The 19,032-nt window shown below is 62.3% G+C and carries 20 protein-coding genes; 17 read left to right on the plus strand and 3 right to left on the minus strand.

The window, feature by feature from the left end; genetic code table 11:
• The first annotated feature begins 6 nt into the window (after positions 1–6).
• Complete coding sequence (gene miaA, locus LDN90_RS07655) at positions 7–912, plus strand: tRNA (adenosine(37)-N6)-dimethylallyltransferase MiaA (protein ID WP_223948561.1); 906 nt, start codon at positions 7–9, stop codon at positions 910–912.
• Between the two features lie 61 nt (positions 913–973).
• Positions 974–1,942, plus strand: a complete 969-nt coding sequence (dapF, locus tag LDN90_RS07660; protein WP_223948562.1) for a diaminopimelate epimerase — start codon at positions 974–976, stop codon at positions 1,940–1,942.
• Here the strand turns inward: dapF and LDN90_RS07665 are convergent.
• Positions 1,923–2,537: a methyltransferase gene (locus tag LDN90_RS07665; protein ID WP_223948563.1), complete on the minus strand. Its 615-nt coding sequence runs from the start codon at positions 2,535–2,537 to the stop codon at positions 1,923–1,925. The genes dapF and LDN90_RS07665 overlap by 20 nt on opposite strands.
• 491 nt (positions 2,538–3,028) lie before the next feature.
• On the opposite strand from LDN90_RS07665, the gene hflX reads away from it, so the two are divergent.
• Both hflX and LDN90_RS07675 read left to right on the plus strand, forming a co-directional pair.
• A complete protein-coding gene (hflX, locus tag LDN90_RS07670; RefSeq protein WP_223948564.1) occupies positions 3,029–4,591 on the plus strand; it encodes a GTPase HflX in 1,563 nt (520 codons plus the stop codon).
• Positions 4,584–6,641: an ATP-dependent DNA helicase gene (locus LDN90_RS07675; RefSeq protein ID WP_216925250.1), complete on the plus strand. Its 2,058-nt coding sequence runs from the start codon at positions 4,584–4,586 to the stop codon at positions 6,639–6,641. The genes hflX and LDN90_RS07675 overlap by 8 nt, the downstream gene beginning before the upstream one ends.
• 9 nt (positions 6,642–6,650) lie before the next feature.
• Here LDN90_RS07675 and lexA read toward each other — a convergent pair whose 3' ends face one another.
• The gene (gene lexA, locus LDN90_RS07680) at positions 6,651–7,394 is read right to left on the minus strand and encodes a transcriptional repressor LexA (protein WP_216925249.1); all 744 of its coding nucleotides are present in this window, start codon (positions 7,392–7,394) and stop codon (positions 6,651–6,653) included.
• 355 nt (positions 7,395–7,749) lie between these two features.
• On the opposite strand from lexA, the gene LDN90_RS07685 reads away from it, so the two are divergent.
• The 8 genes from LDN90_RS07685 (at position 7,750) to LDN90_RS07720 (ending at position 13,960) form a co-directional block, all read left to right on the plus strand.
• Complete coding sequence (locus tag LDN90_RS07685) at positions 7,750–8,109, plus strand: LysM peptidoglycan-binding domain-containing protein (RefSeq protein ID WP_216925248.1); 360 nt, start codon at positions 7,750–7,752, stop codon at positions 8,107–8,109.
• A gap of 77 nt (positions 8,110–8,186) precedes the next feature.
• Positions 8,187–9,305 (plus strand): histidinol-phosphate transaminase, encoded by a 1,119-nt coding sequence (locus tag LDN90_RS07690; RefSeq protein WP_216925247.1) that lies wholly within the window; start codon positions 8,187–8,189, stop codon positions 9,303–9,305.
• Between the two features lie 46 nt (positions 9,306–9,351).
• Positions 9,352–9,978, plus strand: a complete 627-nt coding sequence (gene hisB, locus LDN90_RS07695) for an imidazoleglycerol-phosphate dehydratase HisB (RefSeq protein WP_216925246.1) — start codon at positions 9,352–9,354, stop codon at positions 9,976–9,978.
• Positions 9,975–10,736, plus strand: coding sequence for an imidazole glycerol phosphate synthase subunit HisH (gene hisH, locus LDN90_RS07700; RefSeq protein WP_223948565.1), 762 nt, complete (start codon positions 9,975–9,977; stop codon positions 10,734–10,736). The genes hisB and hisH overlap by 4 nt, the downstream gene beginning before the upstream one ends.
• Entirely contained in the window at positions 10,737–10,895 is a 159-nt protein-coding gene (locus LDN90_RS07705) for a hypothetical protein (RefSeq protein ID WP_216925244.1), read from the plus strand.
• A gap of 34 nt (positions 10,896–10,929) precedes the next feature.
• Complete coding sequence (priA, locus tag LDN90_RS07710; RefSeq protein WP_223948566.1) at positions 10,930–11,673, plus strand: bifunctional 1-(5-phosphoribosyl)-5-((5-phosphoribosylamino)methylideneamino)imidazole-4-carboxamide isomerase/phosphoribosylanthranilate isomerase PriA; 744 nt, start codon at positions 10,930–10,932, stop codon at positions 11,671–11,673.
• The gene (locus LDN90_RS07715) at positions 11,673–12,602 is read left to right on the plus strand and encodes an SseB family protein (protein ID WP_223948567.1); all 930 of its coding nucleotides are present in this window, start codon (positions 11,673–11,675) and stop codon (positions 12,600–12,602) included. The genes priA and LDN90_RS07715 overlap by 1 nt, the downstream gene beginning before the upstream one ends.
• A 53-nt stretch (positions 12,603–12,655) precedes the next feature.
• Positions 12,656–13,960: an MFS transporter gene (locus LDN90_RS07720; RefSeq protein WP_223948568.1), complete on the plus strand. Its 1,305-nt coding sequence runs from the start codon at positions 12,656–12,658 to the stop codon at positions 13,958–13,960.
• A 140-nt stretch (positions 13,961–14,100) separates the two neighbouring features.
• On the opposite strand, the gene LDN90_RS07725 is transcribed toward LDN90_RS07720, so the two are convergent.
• Positions 14,101–14,505: a DUF1844 domain-containing protein gene (locus LDN90_RS07725; protein ID WP_223948569.1), complete on the minus strand. Its 405-nt coding sequence runs from the start codon at positions 14,503–14,505 to the stop codon at positions 14,101–14,103.
• Between the two features lie 225 nt (positions 14,506–14,730).
• Here LDN90_RS07725 and infC point away from each other — a divergent pair, with 225 nt between their 5' ends.
• The 5 genes from infC to LDN90_RS07750 all read left to right on the plus strand — a co-directional run bounded on the left by infC (position 14,731) and on the right by LDN90_RS07750 (position 18,977).
• Entirely contained in the window at positions 14,731–15,906 is a 1,176-nt protein-coding gene (infC, locus tag LDN90_RS07730; protein WP_223948570.1) for a translation initiation factor IF-3, read from the plus strand.
• Between the two features lie 119 nt (positions 15,907–16,025).
• A complete protein-coding gene (rpmI, locus tag LDN90_RS07735; protein ID WP_059387794.1) occupies positions 16,026–16,220 on the plus strand; it encodes a 50S ribosomal protein L35 in 195 nt (64 codons plus the stop codon).
• A 119-nt stretch (positions 16,221–16,339) separates the two neighbouring features.
• Positions 16,340–17,020 carry a 50S ribosomal protein L20 gene (gene rplT / locus LDN90_RS07740; RefSeq protein ID WP_216925239.1) on the plus strand — a complete coding sequence of 227 codons (681 nt, stop codon included), beginning with the start codon at positions 16,340–16,342 and terminating at the stop codon, positions 17,018–17,020.
• Positions 17,021–17,046: 26 nt separating this feature from the next.
• A complete protein-coding gene (locus LDN90_RS07745; protein WP_223948571.1) occupies positions 17,047–17,967 on the plus strand; it encodes an RNA methyltransferase in 921 nt (306 codons plus the stop codon).
• A 92-nt stretch (positions 17,968–18,059) separates the two neighbouring features.
• Positions 18,060–18,977, plus strand: coding sequence for a cation diffusion facilitator family transporter (locus LDN90_RS07750; RefSeq protein ID WP_223948572.1), 918 nt, complete (start codon positions 18,060–18,062; stop codon positions 18,975–18,977).
• The last annotated feature ends 55 nt before the right edge of the window (positions 18,978–19,032 follow it).

Genomic DNA, 19,032 nt, shown 5'->3' on the forward strand with positions numbered 1-19,032 from the left:
GATCGAATGACTCCCTCCCATGCCGCGCCGCCGGTAATCGCAGTCGTCGGCCCAACCGGCTCGGGTAAATCGGATCTGGGCGTCGAGCTGGCCCTTGCCCTCAATGGCGAGGTCATCAACGCTGATGCCCTGCAGTTTTATCGGGGCATGGACATCGGTACGGCCAAGATCACTGTGGACGAGCGCAAGGGTGTGCCACACCATCTGCTGGACATAAAGGACGTCACGGAGGAAGCCAGCGTGGCGGACTTCCAAGCGGAATGCCGCGCCGTCATTGCTGACGTCCATGCCCGGGGCAAGCGCGCCATCATGGTGGGCGGCTCCGGCCTCTATGTGCGGGCCGCCCTGGACGTACTGGAGTTCCCCGGCACGGACCCCGTCTTGCGAAAACGGCTTGAGGACGAATGGGAAACCTTCGGTCTGGCGCCGATGCGGGCCCGGCTTGAAAAGGTGGATCCGATCTCGGCCGGCCGTCTGGGGGATGCCCGGCGGGTGATCAGGGCCCTGGAGGTCCATGGAATGACGGGACGGCCGTTCAGCTCGTTCATGCCGCAACGCGAGTACTTCCAGCCGGCACTACAGATTGGCCTGTCTGTGGACCGGGAGGTTCTGCGGGAGCGGCTGGCGCTCCGCGTACACCGCATGGTGGATGCGGGATTGCTGCAGGAAGTGGAACGGCTTGATGCAGCTGGGCTTCGGCGCGGCAAGACAGCCTCGCGTGCCTTGGGATACGCTCAGTTCCTCAGGGTGCTCGACGCCGAAGCCAGCGTCCCGGAGGCAACTGAGGAAACCATTGTGGCCACGAGGCAGTTCGCCCGGCGACAATTGACGTGGTTCCGGGCCGATCCCCGCATTACCTGGCTTGACTGGCAGGACCCGGACCTTGTGTCCAAGGCAGTGGCGCTGGCGTAGCAGGGCTGGCACTCCATACAGCAATTTCTGGCCGAACCTGCCCGGCGGGTAGCCTAGTCCCATGGATCAAACCGCCGCAGTTCCCGCCCAGCAGTCCGCCGCTGCCGGTGCCCCCGTGCCCGCTGCCAGCCTTTCCGGTTTGGCGTTTTCCAAGGGCCATGGAACGGGCAATGACTTCGTCCTGATTGCTGATCCCGGTGATGCCCACGAGATCTCTCCCGAGCAAGTAGCACAGCTGTGCGACAGGCATCGGGGGATCGGTGGTGACGGTCTTATCCGCGCTGTCCCATCCCGTTACCTGCCTGAGGGCCGCGACCTGCTCGAGCAGGACGCCTCCGCCGAGTGGTTCATGGACTACCGAAACGGCGACGGCTCGCTGTCGGAGATGTGCGGTAACGGCGTCCGCGTGTTCGTGCATTTCCTGATCGCCCAAGGCCTGGTTGAGCTCGGGCCGGGCCAGTCCTTGACCATCGGAACACGTGGCGGCATTAAGAAGATTGTGCGCACGGCCGACGGCTATGCCGTGGATATGGGCCCTTGGGAATTCATTTTCCCCGCAGAAGCACAAAGCAAAGCCATGGATGCCTTGGTCAGCGCAGACGGTCTGGAGGTGGCCCGGCCCGGGCTCTCGGTCAGCATGGGCAACCCGCACACGGTGGTAGCGCTTGCGGAGCTTGGCGAGCTCGCCGCCACGAAGTTGTTCACCGCGCCGGTAGTGGATCCCAAGCCTGCCAATGGCACCAATGTCGAGTTTGTGGTGCCCGCAGAGCCGCTGGTTCACGACGGCGTGGGAACCATCACCATGCGCGTCCACGAGCGCGGAGTGGGCGAAACCCAATCGTGTGGCACCGGGGCTTGTGCCGCCGCTGTCGCGATCCGTCATTGGGCTGGCAGCAGCGCCCCAAATGCCTGGCATGTCAACGTTCCTGGTGGCGTGGTGGACGTCAGGTTCTTCCCGGGGGAGGACGGCCGCGAACACGTTGAGCTGAGCGGCCCTGCAGTCATCGTGGCTAGTGGGACGCTTTCCTGACCCGAAGGATCCTGAAGGACTTGGAGGTGCTCTCCCGGGAGACCGTGAAGGACTTGTCCAGTTCGTTGGCCAGCCAGCGTTGGAGGGAGTCCGAACCCAGGTTCTTCTGAACCACCATCCACGCATTGCCGCCAGGTGCCAGCCGGGGCAGCCACGTCAGGAGCAGCGTGTGTAGTTCGTCCTTGCCGATGCGGATTGGCGGGTTGGACCAGATGGTGTCGAATTCGACGCCGGGGTCTACCTCGGGCGGGAGGCTGGCCTTCACGTTGTTCAAACCCAGGGCAACCGCGTTCTCATTGGTCAGGGTGATGCAGCGCTCGTTGACGTCCACGGCGTAGACCTGTGCCAAGGGCGCCATGAGCCCCATGGTGAGGGCAACAGGGCCCCAGCCGCACCCGATATCCAGCAGGTTGCCACGGGGCGAAGGTGGTGGAACCTCGGCCAAAAGTACCTTGGTACCCTTGTCCACACCGTCAGGGCTGAAGATACCCGACGAGGTCTGCACGTGACGGGTAGCTCCAGCCAGTTCCACTGTGAGGGGCTTGCGGGTGAACGGACCGGCCGGTTGGGCGCTGAAATAGTGTGCAGACTCCATAATTTGCCAGATTAGTTGGCTATCGTCGGCTTGGGAAACTGCCCTCGGGCCAGGACGGTTTGACAGTGCTGCTAATGTTGAAGGCATGTTCTTGATCTTTGAGTAATCAGCCCGAGCCGGCCACCACGTCGGCAAGGCACCTGCCCGCGATGCAGGCCCGCTTGGCATATCAGCCCAGCGCATGGCCATTCCGCCCGCAGGTTCCGTCCGGCAGACTCCGCACCTCCCATTGTTGGTGGATCGCGGTTGCTCAGTAGAACATGTCCCCCCAGCTGTCGCGAAAGCAGTGGCCCAGCCATCTGCTGTTAGCGCCTGGCTTAGGGTTTGGCGATGAATTCTCCTGCAGGACAGGACCTCCCGCGGACCAACCCGCTCGATTCAAGCACCACAGGAGGCCGTCTATGGCCGAAGCCCGTCAGCCCAGCGCGAATACCGTCCCATTGGACACCAAACAGCACTATTCTGGATATGCCGAACAGTCTAAGGAGACCATGACCACCCAGAAGCACTCCGGATCCGATTCCGACGCCCAGGACATGAGTCCTGAACAAATCCAGGCCGTCATTGACCGGATTCTTTCCAAGGATGTACCCGCACAGGCATCCGATGACAATGACGCCAAAGGCGTTTTCGGCAGGGCACAAGCGATCTCCACGCTTGACCAGGAACACAGCATTTACGACGGCGAGCAGGAAGACCTGGCCGAACGCCGGGCCCTCCGCCGTACCGCCGGCCTTTCCACCGAACTCGAAGACGTCACAGAGGTTGAATACCGGCAGTTGCGTCTGGAGCGCGTTGTCCTGGCTGGCCTGTGGACAGAAGGCACCCTGGCTGACGCCGAGAATTCGCTTCGCGAACTCGCAGCACTGGCAGAGACTGCCGGATCCGAGGTCCTTGACGGCCTGGTTCAGCGCCGCACGAAGCCGGATCCGGGAACGTTCCTTGGTTCGGGCAAGGCCCAGGAACTCAAGGACATCGTGGCTGCCACGGGAGCCGATACCGTGGTGGTCGACACCGAGCTTTCCCCCTCGCAGCGACGCGGACTTGAGGACATCGTCAAGGTCAAGGTGGTGGACAGGACCACGCTGATCCTGGATATCTTCGCGCAGCATGCAAAGAGTCGTGAAGGTAAGGCACAGGTTGAACTCGCACAGCTCGAGTACCTGCTCCCCAGGCTTCGTGGTTGGGGTGACTCCATGTCACGCCAGGCCGGTGGCCAGGTGGGTGGAGCCGGTGCCGGTATGGGTTCCCGTGGTCCAGGTGAAACAAAGATCGAGCTCGATCGCCGCAGGATCCGGACGCGCATGGCCAAGCTCCGTAGGGAGATCGCGGCCATGAAGCCGGCGCGCGAGACCAAGCGGGCCAACCGCCGTCGTAATGCCGTACCTTCGGTTGCCATCGCTGGTTATACCAACGCTGGAAAGTCCTCGCTCCTGAACCGGCTGACCGATGCTGGAGTGCTGGTGGAAAACGCACTGTTCGCCACCCTGGACCCGACGGTCAGGAAGGCGCAGACGCCGGATGGTATCGGCTACACGCTGGCGGACACCGTTGGATTCGTCCGCTCGTTGCCTACGCAACTGGTGGAAGCCTTCCGCTCCACACTGGAAGAAGTCGCGGACGCAGACCTGATCCTGCATGTCGTGGACGCCTCCCACCCGGACCCGGAAGGGCAAATCGCGGCAGTGCGTGCTGTCTTCACCGAGGTCGACGCCCGCAAGGTTCCGGAAATCATCGTCCTGAACAAGGTGGACGTAGCGGATCCTTTCGTGGTGGAACGCCTGAAGCAAAAGGAACCGCGGCACGCCGTGGTTTCCACCCGTACGGGCCAGGGCATTCCTGAACTCCTGGAAGAGATCAGCCGGTCCATTCCCCGGCCGGGAGTCCGCCTCGAGGTGCTGATCCCGTATGACCGCGGTGACATGGTCAACAAGCTGCACAACTCCGATTCGGAAATCCTGAGCCTCGAGCACGAGGAAAACGGAACCCGCGTGGTGGCCATGGTTCGTGAAGGATTGGCCGCCGAGCTGGAGTCATTCGTCAGCAATGGTTGAGAAGGTGGCGGCGGACGTCGTCGAGTCAGTGGGGGAGAAGTTTACCCTCGAGCTGTTGGACAAAGCTGTTGCCGGGATGGGCGGTCAAAGCCGTTCAGGCCAGCACGAGATGGCACGGCAAGTCACCAGGGCGATCGAGTCCGGTGAGCATTTGCTGGTCCAGGCGGGAACGGGAACGGGTAAGTCTTTGGCCTACCTGATTCCGTTGATCGCCCATTCCATGGACAGCGACAAACCGACGCTTGTGTCCACCGCTACCTTGGCCCTGCAAACACAGATTGTGGGCCGGGACCTGCCCCGGCTGTTGGAGACCATAAGCCCGGCCCTTGAGCGTCCCGTGAACGTGGCACTCGTCAAGGGCCGGGCAAATTATGTCTGCCTGCAAAAGCTGGAGGGCGGCTTCCCCAGCGAAGAGCCGTCCGAGGGCCAACTTTTTTCCCTGGGTGAGGACACCAGCGTGCCGCATTTTGCAGCGGCGGTTGGCGGCCCGTCGTCGCAATTGGGCAAGGAAGTGGTCCGCCTGCGTGAATGGGCCGAAAAGACGGCCACGGGCGACCGCGATGAACTGATGCCGGGCGTTACCGACCGCGCCTGGCGGCAGGTCTCCGTGACGTCCATGGAGTGCCTGGGAGCGCAAAAATGCCCACTTGCCGAGGAGTGCTTTAGCGAGCAGGCACGGGCCCGGGCGGCTGAGGCCGACGTCGTGGTGACCAACCATGCCATGCTGGCCGTGAGTGCCTTCGAAGGGCTTGCTGTCCTGCCCGAGTACGACGTCGTTGTGGTTGACGAAGCGCATGAGCTGCAGGACAGGGTCACGGGGGCCGTTACCGGTCAGCTGTCCGTGGCAATGGTGCATGCCGCGGCTTCGAGCGCGCGCAAGCACACCGCTATTACCGTAGACGCCCTGAACGCGGCAGCCGATCGACTCGACATGGCCATTGCAGGAGTTCCCAATGGTTTGCTGCCCAACGGGCTCAACGACGAACAACTGGACTGCCTGGATCAACTGCGCGATGCCACCCGCGCCGCGTTATCTGACTCGAAGACTGACTCTTCAAACGCCGTCGACGGCGGCAGGCAGCTTGCGCGCTCACGGCTCATGCTCATTCTGGAACTGTGCGAGCGGATGCTCGCGGCCAAGGAGAACCGCGAAGTGGTGTGGTTCTCCAGGAACAGCACCTTCGATCCCCAGCAAGGGTACTCGCACCCGGACGAGACCGCGCCGGCACTGATCAACATCGCCCCGCTAAGCGTTGCCGGCCGGCTGCGGGAAGGCCTTTTCGCAGGGCACACTGTGGTGCTTACTTCGGCCACGTTGGCTATTGGATCTGCCTTTGAGCCCGCAGCAGGTGGCCTGGGGCTCATTGGAGATGGGGCGCCTAGCTGGACCGGGTTGGACGTCGGATCGCCTTTTGATTACCCCAAGCAGGGTGTGCTTTACGTGGCCAAACACCTGCCCAAGCCCGGCAGGGGCACTTCTCCCGAGGCACTGGATGAGCTTGAAGACCTGATCCGTGCATCCGGTGGGGGAGCCCTGTGCCTCTTCTCCTCACGTCGGGCGGCCGAGGAAGCTGCAGACGCGATGCGCCCACGGCTGGATGTGGACATCCTCTGCCAGGGGGAATCCACCATGGCAGCACTGGTGAAGCAATTTGCTGATGAGCCGGACACCTGCCTCTTCGGCACGATGTCCCTGTGGCAGGGCGTCGACGTCCCTGGCGGTTCTTGCCGCCTTGTGGTGATTGACCGCATTCCGTTCCCGAGGCCTGATGACCCGCTGATGACCGCACGCTCGCGAGCCGTTGCACAGTCCGGGGGCAACGGGTTCATGGCGGTGTCAGCTACGCACGCGGCAATTCGTCTTGCGCAGGGAGCAGGACGCCTCATTCGTTCCACCGGCGATAAAGGCGTGGTCGCCGTCCTGGACTCACGGCTTTCCACCGAACGGTACGGCGGGTTCCTACGGGCCGCTTTGCCGCCATTTTGGGCTACGACGGACCGCAACGTGGTGCGCGGCGTCCTGGAACGCTTGGGCGCAAAGAAAACGTAGGCGAACGCCCTAGAGGGAGCGCAGGACCGAGACGACCTTGCCCATAATGGTGGCTTGGTCTCCAAGTATCGGTTCGTACTGCGTGTTCTGGGGGAGCAGCCAGGTATGGCCGTCCCGCTGGCGGAAAGTCTTTACCGTGGCTTCGTCATCCAGGAGTGCTGCCACGATGTCGCCGTTGATGGCGTCATTCTGGCGGCGGACAACTACCCAGTCACCGTCACAAATGGCGGCATCGATCATTGAGTCCCCAGCGACCTTCAGCATGAACAGTTCGCCGTGGCCCACCAGTTGCCGGGGCAGGGGCAGGACGTCCTCAATCGTCTGGTCAGCGAGGATGGGCCCACCGGCTGCGATGCGTCCCACCAGGGGCACCATCGCGGTGTCGCTGGCACTGGCCAACTCCGTCACGGCGAGTCCGCCTGCACTGCGGAGGGTAGTAGTTGCTTCCACTCCGGGAATTGTCCCGCCGTCAAGGGTCAAAGGCATAAGTACTTCCATGGCGCGGGGGCGCTTGGGATCTCTGCGCAAGTAGCCGAGCTTCTCCAACTGGGAGAGCTGGTGCGTGACGCTGGAGAGGCTCGCGAGACCAACGGTGTCGCCAATTTCGCGCATGCTGGGCGGATACCCGTTGTCATTGACGGACCGCTGGATGGTTTCCAGGATTTTCTTCTGCCGGACAGTCAGGCTTTTGGGACTCTTTTGAGGCTGTTGGCTCCGCAGGGGAACCCCGCCGCCGGTGGCTTTCGCTGCCATGTTCGCCAATGCCCTTCCGTTCCGCCCGGTCACCGTCTGGAGTGAGCCCGGGGATGTTGGATCTGAAAAAATGTCAGACCCTCCTGTTCCACTGAAACAGTGCCTGTTTCTTCACTCAAACCTAGGCCAGGCACAGGCGTTTATCAAACATTCGTTCTAGCGAGTCTCGACACCGTTCGTTGATAAGTGCTAAAAATGTCATAGCAAGGTTCGAATATGTGTTCTATAAAAGTTGAGCAGGGTTCGAATGTTCGAAGAAAGTGTTCGAATATTCAGGCCGGGTCCAACGAACACAAGGAATTGGCAGCCAGCAACGGGCATCCGATGCAGGCAATCGCTCAGAAGGGCTCAGCTCATGTCCGCAATCTCCACGTTCCATGAATTCCGCAACACTCCGGCTCCTGCGCGTCTCCGGCTGACCCAACGCGGCAGGATCGTGTTCTTCGGGATCCCCATCATGCTGCTCCTTGCCGCGCTGCTGAGCCTCGCCGGCTTCATTAACTCCCCGGCTAAAGCTTCTGATTCCCAAGGCCAGCTTCAGCCGCCGGTGGCCGTTACGGTTACTGTCCAGCCCGGGCAGTCCTTGTGGGGCATCGCCGGTGCGGCCGCGCCGGAGCGGGACCCCCGTGATGTCATCGCAGAAATCATTCAGTTGAACGATCTCCGCGGGGGACGCATCCAGCCCGGCCAGCAGCTGTTCGTTCCCGCCAATTGAGCGGCCGTGGGCCTATGGGTGGGCGTCTCTGGCGTCACAGTTACTCTGCAGTCGCACCGGCACCTTAAACTGTCTTGGTGAGTGACCAGCTTGAGCGACTTGACCGCCTTCCCCTTCGGACCAACCTGCGTGGATTGAGCCCCTATGGCGCGCCGCAGCTTGACGTCCCCATTTTGCTCAACGTCAACGAGAACACCCATGGCGTGCCGGCAGATGTGCAAGAGGCGATTACCCAGGCTGTTGCTGCTGCGGCCACCGGTCTGAACCGGTACCCTGACCGCGAATTCACGGAACTCCGTGAATCCCTTGCCGATTACCTCGGACACGGGCTTTCCGCGGAGAACATCTGGGCAGCCAACGGCTCCAACGAGGTCCTGCAGCAGATTATGCAGGCCTTTGGCGGTCCGGGGCGCAAAGCTCTGGGATTCCCTCCCACGTATTCCATGTACCCGCTGCTTGCCAGTGGCACGGACACCGAGTATGTCCGTGGAGTGCGAGCTGACGACTATGGCCTGGATGCGGCTTCTGCTGCTGCCCAAGTGAAGGAGACTGGCGCAAATATCGTGTTCCTCTGCTCGCCCAACAACCCCACGGGAACGGGACTGGGCCTGGACGTCGTAGAAGCCGTGTACGAAGCCGGCGAGGCCAGCCAGGCGATCGTCATCGTAGATGAGGCCTACCACGAGTTCGCGCACGACAACACGCCAAGCGCGCTGACGCTGCTTCCCGGGCGCGAACGTTTGATCGTCTCGCGAACCATGAGCAAGGCCTTTGCCCTGGCAGGTGCCCGCTTGGGCTACATGGCCGCCGCGCCTGAGGTTACCGATGCCATCAGGCTCGTTCGGCTGCCCTACCACCTCTCAGCCGTCACACAAGCCACGGCCCTGGCCGCCCTCAATCACCGCGAAGCGCTCATGGCCGACGTCGAGGACATCAAGGTGCAACGGGACCGGATTGTGACCGAACTCCTCCGAATGGGGCTCAAGCCGGCGGCATCGGACTCAAACTACGTGTTCTTCGGTGGGCTTTCGAACCCGCACGCGATCTGGCAGGGCTTGCTGGATGCGGGAGTCCTGATCCGCGACGTCGGCATTCCGGGGCACCTGCGCGTGACAGCGGGAACAGAAAAGGAAACGACGGCCTTCCTTGAAGCCTTGGAAGCCCTTCTGGACAGTCCTGCGTCCCAACCCAACTAAACTTGTCAATAGACCCACCCCATTCTTCGTGTATAAGGACGTCCCAATGAGCGAAACCGGCGCCAAGCCGTCCGCTGACCGCACTGCGCGCATGGAGCGCACCACCAGCGAATCCTCCGTCCTGGTGGAGATCAACCTGGATGGCACCGGTGTCTCGGACATCAGCACCACGGTTCCCTTCTATGACCACATGCTGACGGCGTTGTGCAAGCACTCCCTGATTGACATGACCGTCAAAGCCACGGGTGACACCCACATTGATGCCCACCACACAGTTGAGGATGTGGCCATTACTTTTGGTGAGGTCTTGCGTACTGCCTTGGGCAACAAAGCCGGAATCCGCCGCTTCGGCGAAGCAACGGTTCCTTTGGACGAAGCCTTGGCGCACGCTGTCGTGGATGTTTCGGGCCGCCCGTATCTGGTGCACGGAGGAGAACCCGCAGGGCAGGAGTACCACCTGATCGGCGGCCACTTCACGGGTTCGCTGACCCGCCACGTCTTTGAGGCCATCACATTGCACGCCGGTATCTGCCTGCACATGAACGTTCTTGCAGGCCGCGATCCCCACCACATCGTCGAGGCCCAATTCAAAGCCTTTGCCCGGGCTCTTCGCTCGGCAGTGGAGTCGGATCCCCGCGTCGAGGGCATCCCATCCACCAAGGGCGCGCTATGAGCGGGCAAATCCTGAAGGACGGTGCGGTTACTGACGCTTCGGCTACCGTCAAGCCGGAGTCGCCGGAAGGCAAGCCCACGGTTACGGTGCTGGACTACGGTTCAGGCAATGTCCGTTCGGCCGTTCGCGCCCTGGAACGGGCAGGCGCCGAGGTGGTTCTCAGCTCCAAGCCTGAGGACGTGCTGAATGCCGACGGGCTGCTGGTCCCCGGCGTGGGTGCCTTTGAAACAGTGATGAGGGAACTCAAGGCCGTCGATGCGATCCGCATGATTGGCCGACGCGTTGCGGGTGGACGGCCGGTCCTGGCAATCTGCGTTGGGCTGCAGGTGCTCTTCGAAGCGGGAGTCGAACATGGAACCGAGTCCGAGGGCATGGCTGAGTGGCCGGGCAAGGTTGAACTCCTGCCCGCCCCCGTGGTTCCCCACATGGGTTGGAACACGGTGGACGTGCCTGAAGGGTCCAAGCTTTTCGCAGGAGTCGAGCAGGAACGCTTCTACTTCGTTCACTCATACGGCGTGCAGGATTGGAACTTCGACGTCGTTCAGCCCCGGATGGCTCCACCTTTGGTGACGTGGTCCGAGCACGGTGCCCGCTTTATCGCTGCTGTTGAAAATGGCCCCCTGTGCGCAACGCAGTTCCACCCCGAGAAATCCGGAGACGCCGGGGCACGCCTCCTGCGCAACTGGGTGGACGGGCTTCGCAAGCCTGCATCCAAGGTGGCACAGGCTCCGGCAGCGGACGATCGTGGTGCAGCCTAAGTGTGGTCTGTAGTGCTTATGGGCCTTGCCGGCGTGCTGGTGGGTGGAGGTATCTCTTTCCACCAGCAGAAGAAGCCACTGTGGGTTTCCGTTTCCTTCTATGTACTGGCGGGGATGTCCCTGCTTGCCGCCTATCTCCTGACGCTGCCGGGCAACTGAACGCCTCGCGTCCCCATCAACTCCTAGGACACACATGACCACCTCTGCCCAGTCCGTTCTGGAACTCCTCCCCGCCGTCGACATCGTTGATGGCCAGGCTGTCCGTCTGCTGCAAGGAGAGGCAGGTTCGGAAACCAGCTACGGCACGCCTTTGGAAGCTGCCTTGAACTGGCAGAACGCCGGTGCTGAGTGGGTGCACATGGTGGACCTCGACGCCGCTTTTGGCCGCGGCAACAACGCGGACCTCATCAGCGAGGTCGTCTCCCAGCTCAACGTCAAGGTTGAGTTGTCCGGCGGTCTGCGGGATGACGAGTCGCTGGAACGCGCCCTGGAATTGGGCGTGGAGCGGGTGAACCTCGGTACGGCAGCATTGGAGAACCCTGAGTGGACACGGCGCGCCATTGACCGCTTCGGCGACAAGATCGCCGTCGGCCTCGATGTCCGTGGTACCACTCTGGCTGGTCGTGGCTGGACCAAAGAAGGCGGCGACCTCTGGGAAGTTCTTGCCCGACTGGAGGACGCTGGCTGCGCACGCTACGTGGTCACCGATGTCACCAAAGACGGAACGCTGCAGGGACCGAACGTCGACTTGCTGCGCCAGATGGTGCAGAAAACGGGCAAACCCGTGGTGGCTTCAGGCGGCATCTCCAGCCTTGAGGATCTTCGCGTGCTCCGCCAACTCGTGCCCTTGGGCGTCGAGGGTGCGATTGTTGGCAAAGCCCTTTATGCAGGCGCTTTCACTTTGCCCGAAGCCCTGGATGTAGCCGGTCGTCGCTGATGGCTGCTTCACGTCCCACAGATTCCGGCCCGGAGAACCACCCGGGGAACCGCGATGCCGGACGACGCGAACTTCCAGGCCATATTGCCGCTGCCCTGGCCGGCGCCGGCGGTGCTACCGACTCGGCGGGGCAACCTTGGGAAGGCCGGAGCCTGACTGGTGACGATGCCAGGATCCACAATTTCGAAGACGACGACGGCAGTGCCGACCCCGGTTACCTCGCCGCCGTTGATGCACTGCTGAACGGGACGGGCAGTGAGGCGGAGGTCCTGGCTTCACTCGCTACCGCCCGGGTTTTCGTTCCCGTGGTAGCCCAGCTCGCCGAGGAAGCCGAAGGCGTTGACGGGCTGCACGCGGACAAGCAGGCCGATATGGCATTAGTCACACTTAAGGCGCCTGATGGCCGGAAGGCAATGCCGGTGTTCACCACGGCCGCCGCTCTTGAATCGTGGCATGCAGAGGCCCGGCCCGTAGCTGTTTATGCGGCAAGGGCGGCCCTTTCGGCTGTTTCCGAAGGCGCACAATTGTTGGTGCTGGACCCCGGTTCGGCGTTCACCTTCGTGGTTCGGCGGCCAGCCATGTGGGCGTTGGCGCAGCAGCGGGACTGGACGCCGTCATACCTTGATGATCAACTGGAGTCTGCTCTCGCTTCACAGGCCGAGGCGTTTCCGGCGGTGCGCCGGCTCGAAACACAGGCCGGTGGTGGTGTCGCCTCCCTGACTGCGGACGGCCGCACGGTCCCGGGCGGAGGCGCTGGCCCGGAACTGCGGATAGTGCTCTTCCTTGAGGACGGACTCGATGCCGCCGCCGTCCAATCGCTGGTGGCTGACCTGAACGAGGCGTGGGCACAGGTGGAATCGTTTGCCGAGGGCGTCGATTCCGTTGAAGTAAAACTGCAACGTGCGGCACAGGAGCCTGGGCGGCACTAACGGCAGTACCCGTCCACCGGGGACTGCCCTGGGGGAACAAGAGGAATTAGCCCGTGAATTTCGCTCTCTACAAAGAGATGCTGTCCATTCGCCCTGTCCGGCGGCTCCTGCTGGTGGGCATGATCGCCCGCATTCCGCATTCGGCGGCGGGCGTGCTCCTGACGTTGCACATTGTCCTGTCACTGGGGGAGGGCTACGCCGCCGCGGGTGCCGCTGCCGCCGTCATGACCATAGGCATTGCCTTGGGGGCGCCCTGGCGTGGTCGGCGCGTGGACATGGTGGGCCTGCGTAAGGCGCTGATCCCATCCGTCATCTCGGAAACAGTGATTTGGTCCATTGTTCCGCACGTCCCTTACGCCTGGCTGCTTCCCTTGGTCTTCGTGGGTGGCTTGTTCACATTGCCGATCTTTAGCGTCGTTCGTCAATCGTTGGGCGTCATGGTGGACGGAGACCAGCGACGCTCGGCGTTTGCGCTCGATTCCATCGCCACTGAGTTCGTGTTCATGATAGGTCCCGCCGTTGGCGCGATCGTCGCCACCAGCGGCTTCTCGGCCGTGGGGCTTACCGCGGTGGGCATTTCTGTTTCCGTGGCTGGCCTGTTTTTGATCTGGTTCAACCCTCCCACCCGCAGCGATGCCAATTGCAGTCCGGAGGAATCCGCGGCACGGGCGGCTGCGGACCTTGCCGCTGCCGAGGCGGCAATGGTGGCCTCCGCGCCAGGCCACGTGCAGGAGGCGGCCTCTGAAATGGCGCCGGCAGCCACGTCCCGCACAGCTGGACTTCGGAAGCGCGTGGCCCGCAATTTCACCTGGTTTACGGTTTCCGTAGCGGCACTTTTCGCCGTAGCTGCGGGATCGGGGATGGTACTTAGCGGCTCGGATGTCAGTATTGTTGGCCTGTTGGAGCGCGGGGGCCACCAAAACGAGATCGGCATCGTTTTCTTTTTCTGGTGTGCGGCATCGGTTGTGGGCGGACTCATCTACGGCGCAATGAATCGTTCGGTCTCTCCCATGCTGCTGTTGTTGGGCATGGCCGCGCTCACCATCCCGATGGGTTTCGCACACGATACCTGGACGCTGGCGGTGCTCTCGATTCTCCCTGGCCTTCTTTGCGCTCCGGTGTTGTCGGCGTCATCGGAAAAGGTGGCGGACCTCGTAGATGAGGAACGCCGCGGCGAGGCCATGGGCTGGTACGGATCCGCGCTGACGGCCGGGATTGCCTTCGGCGCGCCCCTTGCCGGGATATTTATTGACACTGTGGGGCCGTCCGGAGGTTTTGCCTCCGTCGGCTTTGCAGGAGTCGTACTTTGCATCGCGGGCTTCGCCCTCATGTCCAGGCGTCGGCGCGCCCGGGTGTAGCTCCGGCGTCGCTAATTCTTCGGGGCCGTAATCCCAGTGATCCATAAACCCACTGAGCCGTAATACCAGTGACTAACGACGACGGCGGCCCGACCACATGTGGTCGGGCCGCCGTCGTAGGTATTTTGGGCAGTTCCTGGCTAGTTCACAGGCCCGGTGAACTTCTCGCCCGGGCCTTTGCCCGGTGCGTCAGGGATAAGGGAGGCTTCGCGGAATGCCAACTGGAGGGAGCGCAGTCCATCACGCAAGGGCCCGGCATGCTGCGAACCGATTTCGGGGGCTGCCGCCGTTACGAGGCCAGCCAGTGCAGTGATGAGCTTGCGGGCCTCGTCGAGGTCTTTGAGGTCTTCTGCGTTGGGGTCATCGGCAAGGCCGACTTTCACAGCGGCGGCGCTCATCAGGTGGACCGCGCCGGTGGTGATGACTTCTACTGCCGGAACTTCCGCGATGTCACGGATCTGCTGGGAAACCCCGGCGTCGGCTGCGGTGGCCGTGGCTGTGTCCTCGGAGTAGGAGTTGCGCGAATTGCTGTCTTCAGTGCTCATACTGGTAAGCTTGTCACAGACCGACTGGAAGTCGTTATTCGCATTAAATGCTCCCGCCGCGTGCAATGTGCGCTTGGCGGGTTATTTCTGTAGAATTGATTTTCAGTTTGCAAGCGGAGTTCTCTCCCACCCGCGTCAGCCGTTTTCCCTTCGGGGAACAGGATTCCTTCACGGAACAAGAGGTTGCCGGGTACTGGTCGGACACCCGGAGGCGTAGCCTCTGGAGTGCGTGCACCCTTCAAAGGAGCACACCCGATCCTTGAGGCCTTCGATTGCACCAGCAATTGGAGGCCTTCTCTATTTGCCGGTGAAACTCACCACAACCACAGGAGCTTTAACATTAGCGAGCCAAGAATCAATGAGCGTATCCGCGTCCCCGAGGTGCGGCTGGTCGGCCCTGCCGGCGAACAGGTAGGAATCGTCCGCATCGAGGACGCCCTGCGTCTTGCTGCCGAATCCGATCTCGATCTCGTTGAAGTTGCCCCGCAGGCTAAGCCTCCTGTTTGCAAGTTGATGGACTTCGGCAAGTACAAGTACGAAGCTGCCGTGAAGGCGCGTGAGGCCCGCAAGAACCAGACCAACACGGTTCTGAAGGAAATCCGTTTCCGCCTCAAGATCGACAAGCACGACTACGAAACCAAGCGCGGACATGCACTTCGCTTCCTCGGTGCAGGTGACAAGGTCAAGGCAATGATCCAGTTCCGCGGCCGCGAACAGCAGCGTCCAGAGATGGGCATCCGCCTGCTTCAGAAGTTTGCTGAAGACGTCGCAGAGGTGGGCATTGTTGAATCCAGCCCTCGCATCGATGGCCGCAACATGGTCATGGTGATCGGCCCGCTGAAGAACAAGGCCGAAGCCAAGGCAGAAGCCCGGCGTGCAGCCCAGCGTGCCGAAGCCAAGGCCCAGAACGAGGCCAAGGCATCCGGACGCGTGGACACCACAGGTGACCAGGCTCCGCTGACGCAGACCCTGGGCGACCTTCTGCCCGCAGGCCTGCTCGCTTCCGAAGAAGAGCCCAAGCAGGAAGCCGTGGACGCTCCCGAGGCTGAAACCCCCGTTGCTGAAGAGGCACCGGTTGTTGAAGAAGCCGAGGAAGCACCGGTAGCTGAAGAAGCACCCGTCGTCGAAGAGGCCCCGGTTGTTGAGGAAGCTCCTGTAGTCGAAGAAGCACCCGTGGTTGAGAAAGCCCCGGTTGTGGAGGCTGCACCGGCGGAGAAAGCACCGGCCCCCAAGGCAGCTCCCGCACCGGCAGCTCCGAAGGCAGCTGTTCCTGCAGCTGCCCCGAAGCCTGCAGTTCCCTCGGCTCCGAAGCCCGTCGCCAAGCCGGCAGCTCCCAAGCCGGCAGCTCGGCCCGCAGCTCCCAAGGCTGCGCCGAAGCCTGCATCACGCAAGACCAACTAGTTCAACGCCCCGGAGGTCCTGACCTCCAACGGCAAGCAACCAGCACGCCGGCCCTCGTAGGCCGGCTGCACGAAAGAACTGCGGACTTTGTCCGTGGATACGTAAGGAGATCGGTCCCCATGCCGAAGATGAAGACCCACAGCGGTGCTAAGAAGCGCTTCAAGCTGACCGGCACCGGCAAGCTGAAGCGTCAGCAGGCCAACCGCCGCCACTACCTGGAGCACAAGTCCTCCACGCTGACCCGTCGCCTCGCCGGCGACAAGATCGTCTTCAAGGGCGATGCCAAGGTCATCAAGAAGATGCTCGGCGTCTAAGTTCCAAGTTCTTTGGTTGCTGCCATCCGGTAGCGGCCGACTACACCAAAAGCCTTCTCAGGCCGGCCGGATCTCCGGCAGTAGCAGCTTGGGATAAAGATTTCTGAAGGAGTACGCACGTGGCACGTGTGAAGCGGGCGGTAAACGCCCACAAGAAGCGCCGGGTTATCCTCGAACGCGCCAAGGGTTACCGCGGTCAGCGTTCGCGCCTGTACCGCAAGGCCAAAGAGCAGCTGCTGCACTCGTTTGTGTACAGCTACGGCGACCGCCGTAAGAAGAAGGGCGACTTCCGCCGCCTCTGGATCCAGCGCATCAACGCTGCATCCCGCGCCAACGGCCTCACCTACAACCGCCTGATCCAGGGCCTGAAGGCCGCTGAGGTTGAGGTTGACCGCCGTATGCTGGCCGAACTGGCTGTTTCGGACGCCAACGCATTCGCCGCTCTGGTGAACATTGCCAAGGCTGCCCTCCCGGCCGACACGTCTGCTCCGGCTGCCAAGGCCGAGGTTGCCGCACCGAAGGCTGCCAAGGTTGCTCCCGCTGCTGCTACCGCAACGGCTGTCAAGGCTTCTGTCTCCGAGAAGCCCGCTATCGATGGCGCTATTGCTGCCGTTGACGGCGAAGGTGCTCCGGAAGGCCACGCCATCAAGGGCAACGCCGAGTCCAAGAAGTACCACGTACCGGGTTCCACTTGGTACGAGAACACTGCTGCAGAATACTGGTTCTCCACGGTTGAGGCTGCAAAGGCTGCTGGCTTCGAGCCGGCCGGCGGCGAAGCCCGCCAGCAGATCAAGAACTAGTCGCAACTGCCACTAAAGTTCTTTGTATGAACGAAACCGGGCGCCCGCAAGACTTTCCGATGACCAACCCCCGAGCAGATCGGGTGAGGGACGTTGCAAAGCTTGCCGGGCGCCCGGCCCGTTTAAAGCGCGGCCGTTTCCTGGCTGAGGGTCCACAGGCGGTTCGCGAGGCTTTGACCCTGCACCGGGAACGTACTGCGGCAGGCGGTTCCGCCGTCGTGCATGAAGTCTTTGCGAGCGAGGCATGCCTGGAGCGGCTCCCGGAACTCGCGGACCTTGCAGAAGGAACACATCTTCGGCTGGCCAGCGACGACGTCCTGGCCGCCATGGCGGACACCGTCAACCCGCAGGGCATTGTTGCCGTGTGTAGTTTCGTGGATGTCAGCCTCGAATCGGTGCTCGACGCCGGTCCTCGCCTTATCGCCGTCATGTGCCAGGTCCGGGACCCCGGCAACGCAGGGACCGTTTTGCGCGCGGCCGACGCCGCAGGTGCCGACGCCGTGATCCTGACCGGCTCAAGCGTGGACATATACAACCCCAAGGCGGTACGGTCCACGGCCGGTTCGTTGTTCCACCTGCCCGTGGTCCTGGGGGCTGACGTTGAAGATCTTGTCGCGCGCTGCCGGGAACAGGGCATAGGGGTCCTGGCTGCAGACGGCTACGGGACTGTCAACCTGGACCAGCTCCAGGACGAGAATGCTGCCCGGAGGCTCGGAAACGGCGATGTAGCCTCGGATTACGCCCTTGAGGCACCCACAGCCTGGTTGTTCGGGAACGAAGCGCAAGGGCTGTCCGATGCAGAACTGGCACTCGCGGATCACCGCGTAGCCGTCCCTGTTTATGGCGCGGCCGAGAGCCTGAACCTAGGCACAGCGGCCACAGTTTGCCTCTATGCCAGCGCCCGTTCGCAGCAGGGCGCCCGGGTCGGGAATGTAGAAACAGCCTGACGCCCGGTACGGTATTTCTTGCAAGATCGTCACGATGACGACTCTTCCTGGCCCATTCCAAACTTTCCCAAAACCGAAGAGGTGAAGCTTTCGTGGCTGCAAGTGGCGGTACCAAAGCGATCGTGGCGGCCCTCGCCGCGAACCTGACCATCGCTGTCCTGAAGTTCGTTGCATTCGTCCTGACGATGTCATCGTCCATGCTCGCTGAGGCCATTCACTCAGTGGCCGACTCCGGCAACCAGATCCTTCTCCTGGTAGGAGGCAAGCGCGCACAGCGTGCGGCAAGCCCCGAGCACCCCTTTGGCTACGGCCGCGAACGGTACATTTACGCGTTCATCGTGTCCATCGTCTTGTTCAGCGTGGGTGGCCTCTTCGCCCTGTACGAGGCGTGGGAGAAGTTCCAGCACCCGCATGGCATCGAAGGCGACTTCTGGTGGGTACCGTTGGCTGTCCTTGTTGGCGCCATCATCGCCGAGTCGTTCTCCTTCCGAACCGCCATCGTGGAGTCGAACCATATCCGTGGCAAGCAGACGTGGGCCAAGTTCATCCGCAACGCCAAGCAGCCCGAGCTGCCGGTCATCCTCCTGGAAGACTTCGGCGCCTTGCTTGGCTTGGTGTTCGCCCTGTTCGGCGTCAGCATGACCCTCGTAACCGGCGATGGCATTTGGGACGCCTTCGGTACGGCCATGATCGGCCTGCTGCTTGTCGCGATTGCTGTCATCCTTGCGGTCGAGACCAAATCGCTCCTGCTGGGTGAATCGGCCACCAAAGACGACGTCGCACGCATCACCGAGGCACTGCAGTCGGATGGCACCCGGATCATCCACCTCAAGACCATGCACCTGGGGCCGGAGGAACTGCTGGTTGCAGCCAAGATCACCATGGGCGCCGCCGATACCGGTCAAGCAATTGCCCGTGTGATTGACGACGCCGAGCAGCGGATCCGGGCGGCGGTACCGATCGCCCGGGTCATCTACCTTGAACCCGATGTTGAGCGCGTCCAGGCTTAGTCAGGTCAGCGTTAACCAAAGTCAGCATTAACCAAAGGTGGGCTCTTCAAACTGA

The organism is Arthrobacter sp. NtRootA1 (assembly GCF_019976975.1).
Taxonomy (GTDB): domain Bacteria; phylum Actinomycetota; class Actinomycetes; order Actinomycetales; family Micrococcaceae; genus Arthrobacter; species Arthrobacter aromaticivorans.

Bases quoted from the DNA above. Each gene is read 5' to 3' on its own strand.
- miaA (WP_223948561.1), top strand. From the start codon at position 7: ATGACTCCCTCCCATGCCGCGCCGCCGGTAATCGCAGTCGTCGGCCCA.
- dapF (WP_223948562.1), top strand. From the start codon at position 974: ATGGATCAAACCGCCGCAGTTCCCGCCCAGCAGTCCGCCGCTGCCGGT.
- LDN90_RS07665 (WP_223948563.1), bottom strand. From the start codon at position 2,537: ATGGAGTCTGCACACTATTTCAGCGCCCAACCGGCCGGTCCGTTCACC.
- hflX (WP_223948564.1), top strand. From the start codon at position 3,029: ATGACCACCCAGAAGCACTCCGGATCCGATTCCGACGCCCAGGACATG.
- LDN90_RS07675 (WP_216925250.1), top strand. From the start codon at position 4,584: ATGGTTGAGAAGGTGGCGGCGGACGTCGTCGAGTCAGTGGGGGAGAAG.
- lexA (WP_216925249.1), bottom strand. From the start codon at position 7,394: ATGGCAGCGAAAGCCACCGGCGGCGGGGTTCCCCTGCGGAGCCAACAG.
- LDN90_RS07685 (WP_216925248.1), top strand. From the start codon at position 7,750: ATGTCCGCAATCTCCACGTTCCATGAATTCCGCAACACTCCGGCTCCT.
- hisB (WP_216925246.1), top strand. From the start codon at position 9,352: ATGAGCGAAACCGGCGCCAAGCCGTCCGCTGACCGCACTGCGCGCATG.
- hisH (WP_223948565.1), top strand. From the start codon at position 9,975: ATGAGCGGGCAAATCCTGAAGGACGGTGCGGTTACTGACGCTTCGGCT.
- priA (WP_223948566.1), top strand. From the start codon at position 10,930: ATGACCACCTCTGCCCAGTCCGTTCTGGAACTCCTCCCCGCCGTCGAC.
- LDN90_RS07715 (WP_223948567.1), top strand. From the start codon at position 11,673: ATGGCTGCTTCACGTCCCACAGATTCCGGCCCGGAGAACCACCCGGGG.
- LDN90_RS07725 (WP_223948569.1), bottom strand. From the start codon at position 14,505: ATGAGCACTGAAGACAGCAATTCGCGCAACTCCTACTCCGAGGACACA.
- rpmI (WP_059387794.1), top strand. From the start codon at position 16,026: ATGCCGAAGATGAAGACCCACAGCGGTGCTAAGAAGCGCTTCAAGCTG.
- LDN90_RS07745 (WP_223948571.1), top strand. From the start codon at position 17,047: ATGAACGAAACCGGGCGCCCGCAAGACTTTCCGATGACCAACCCCCGA.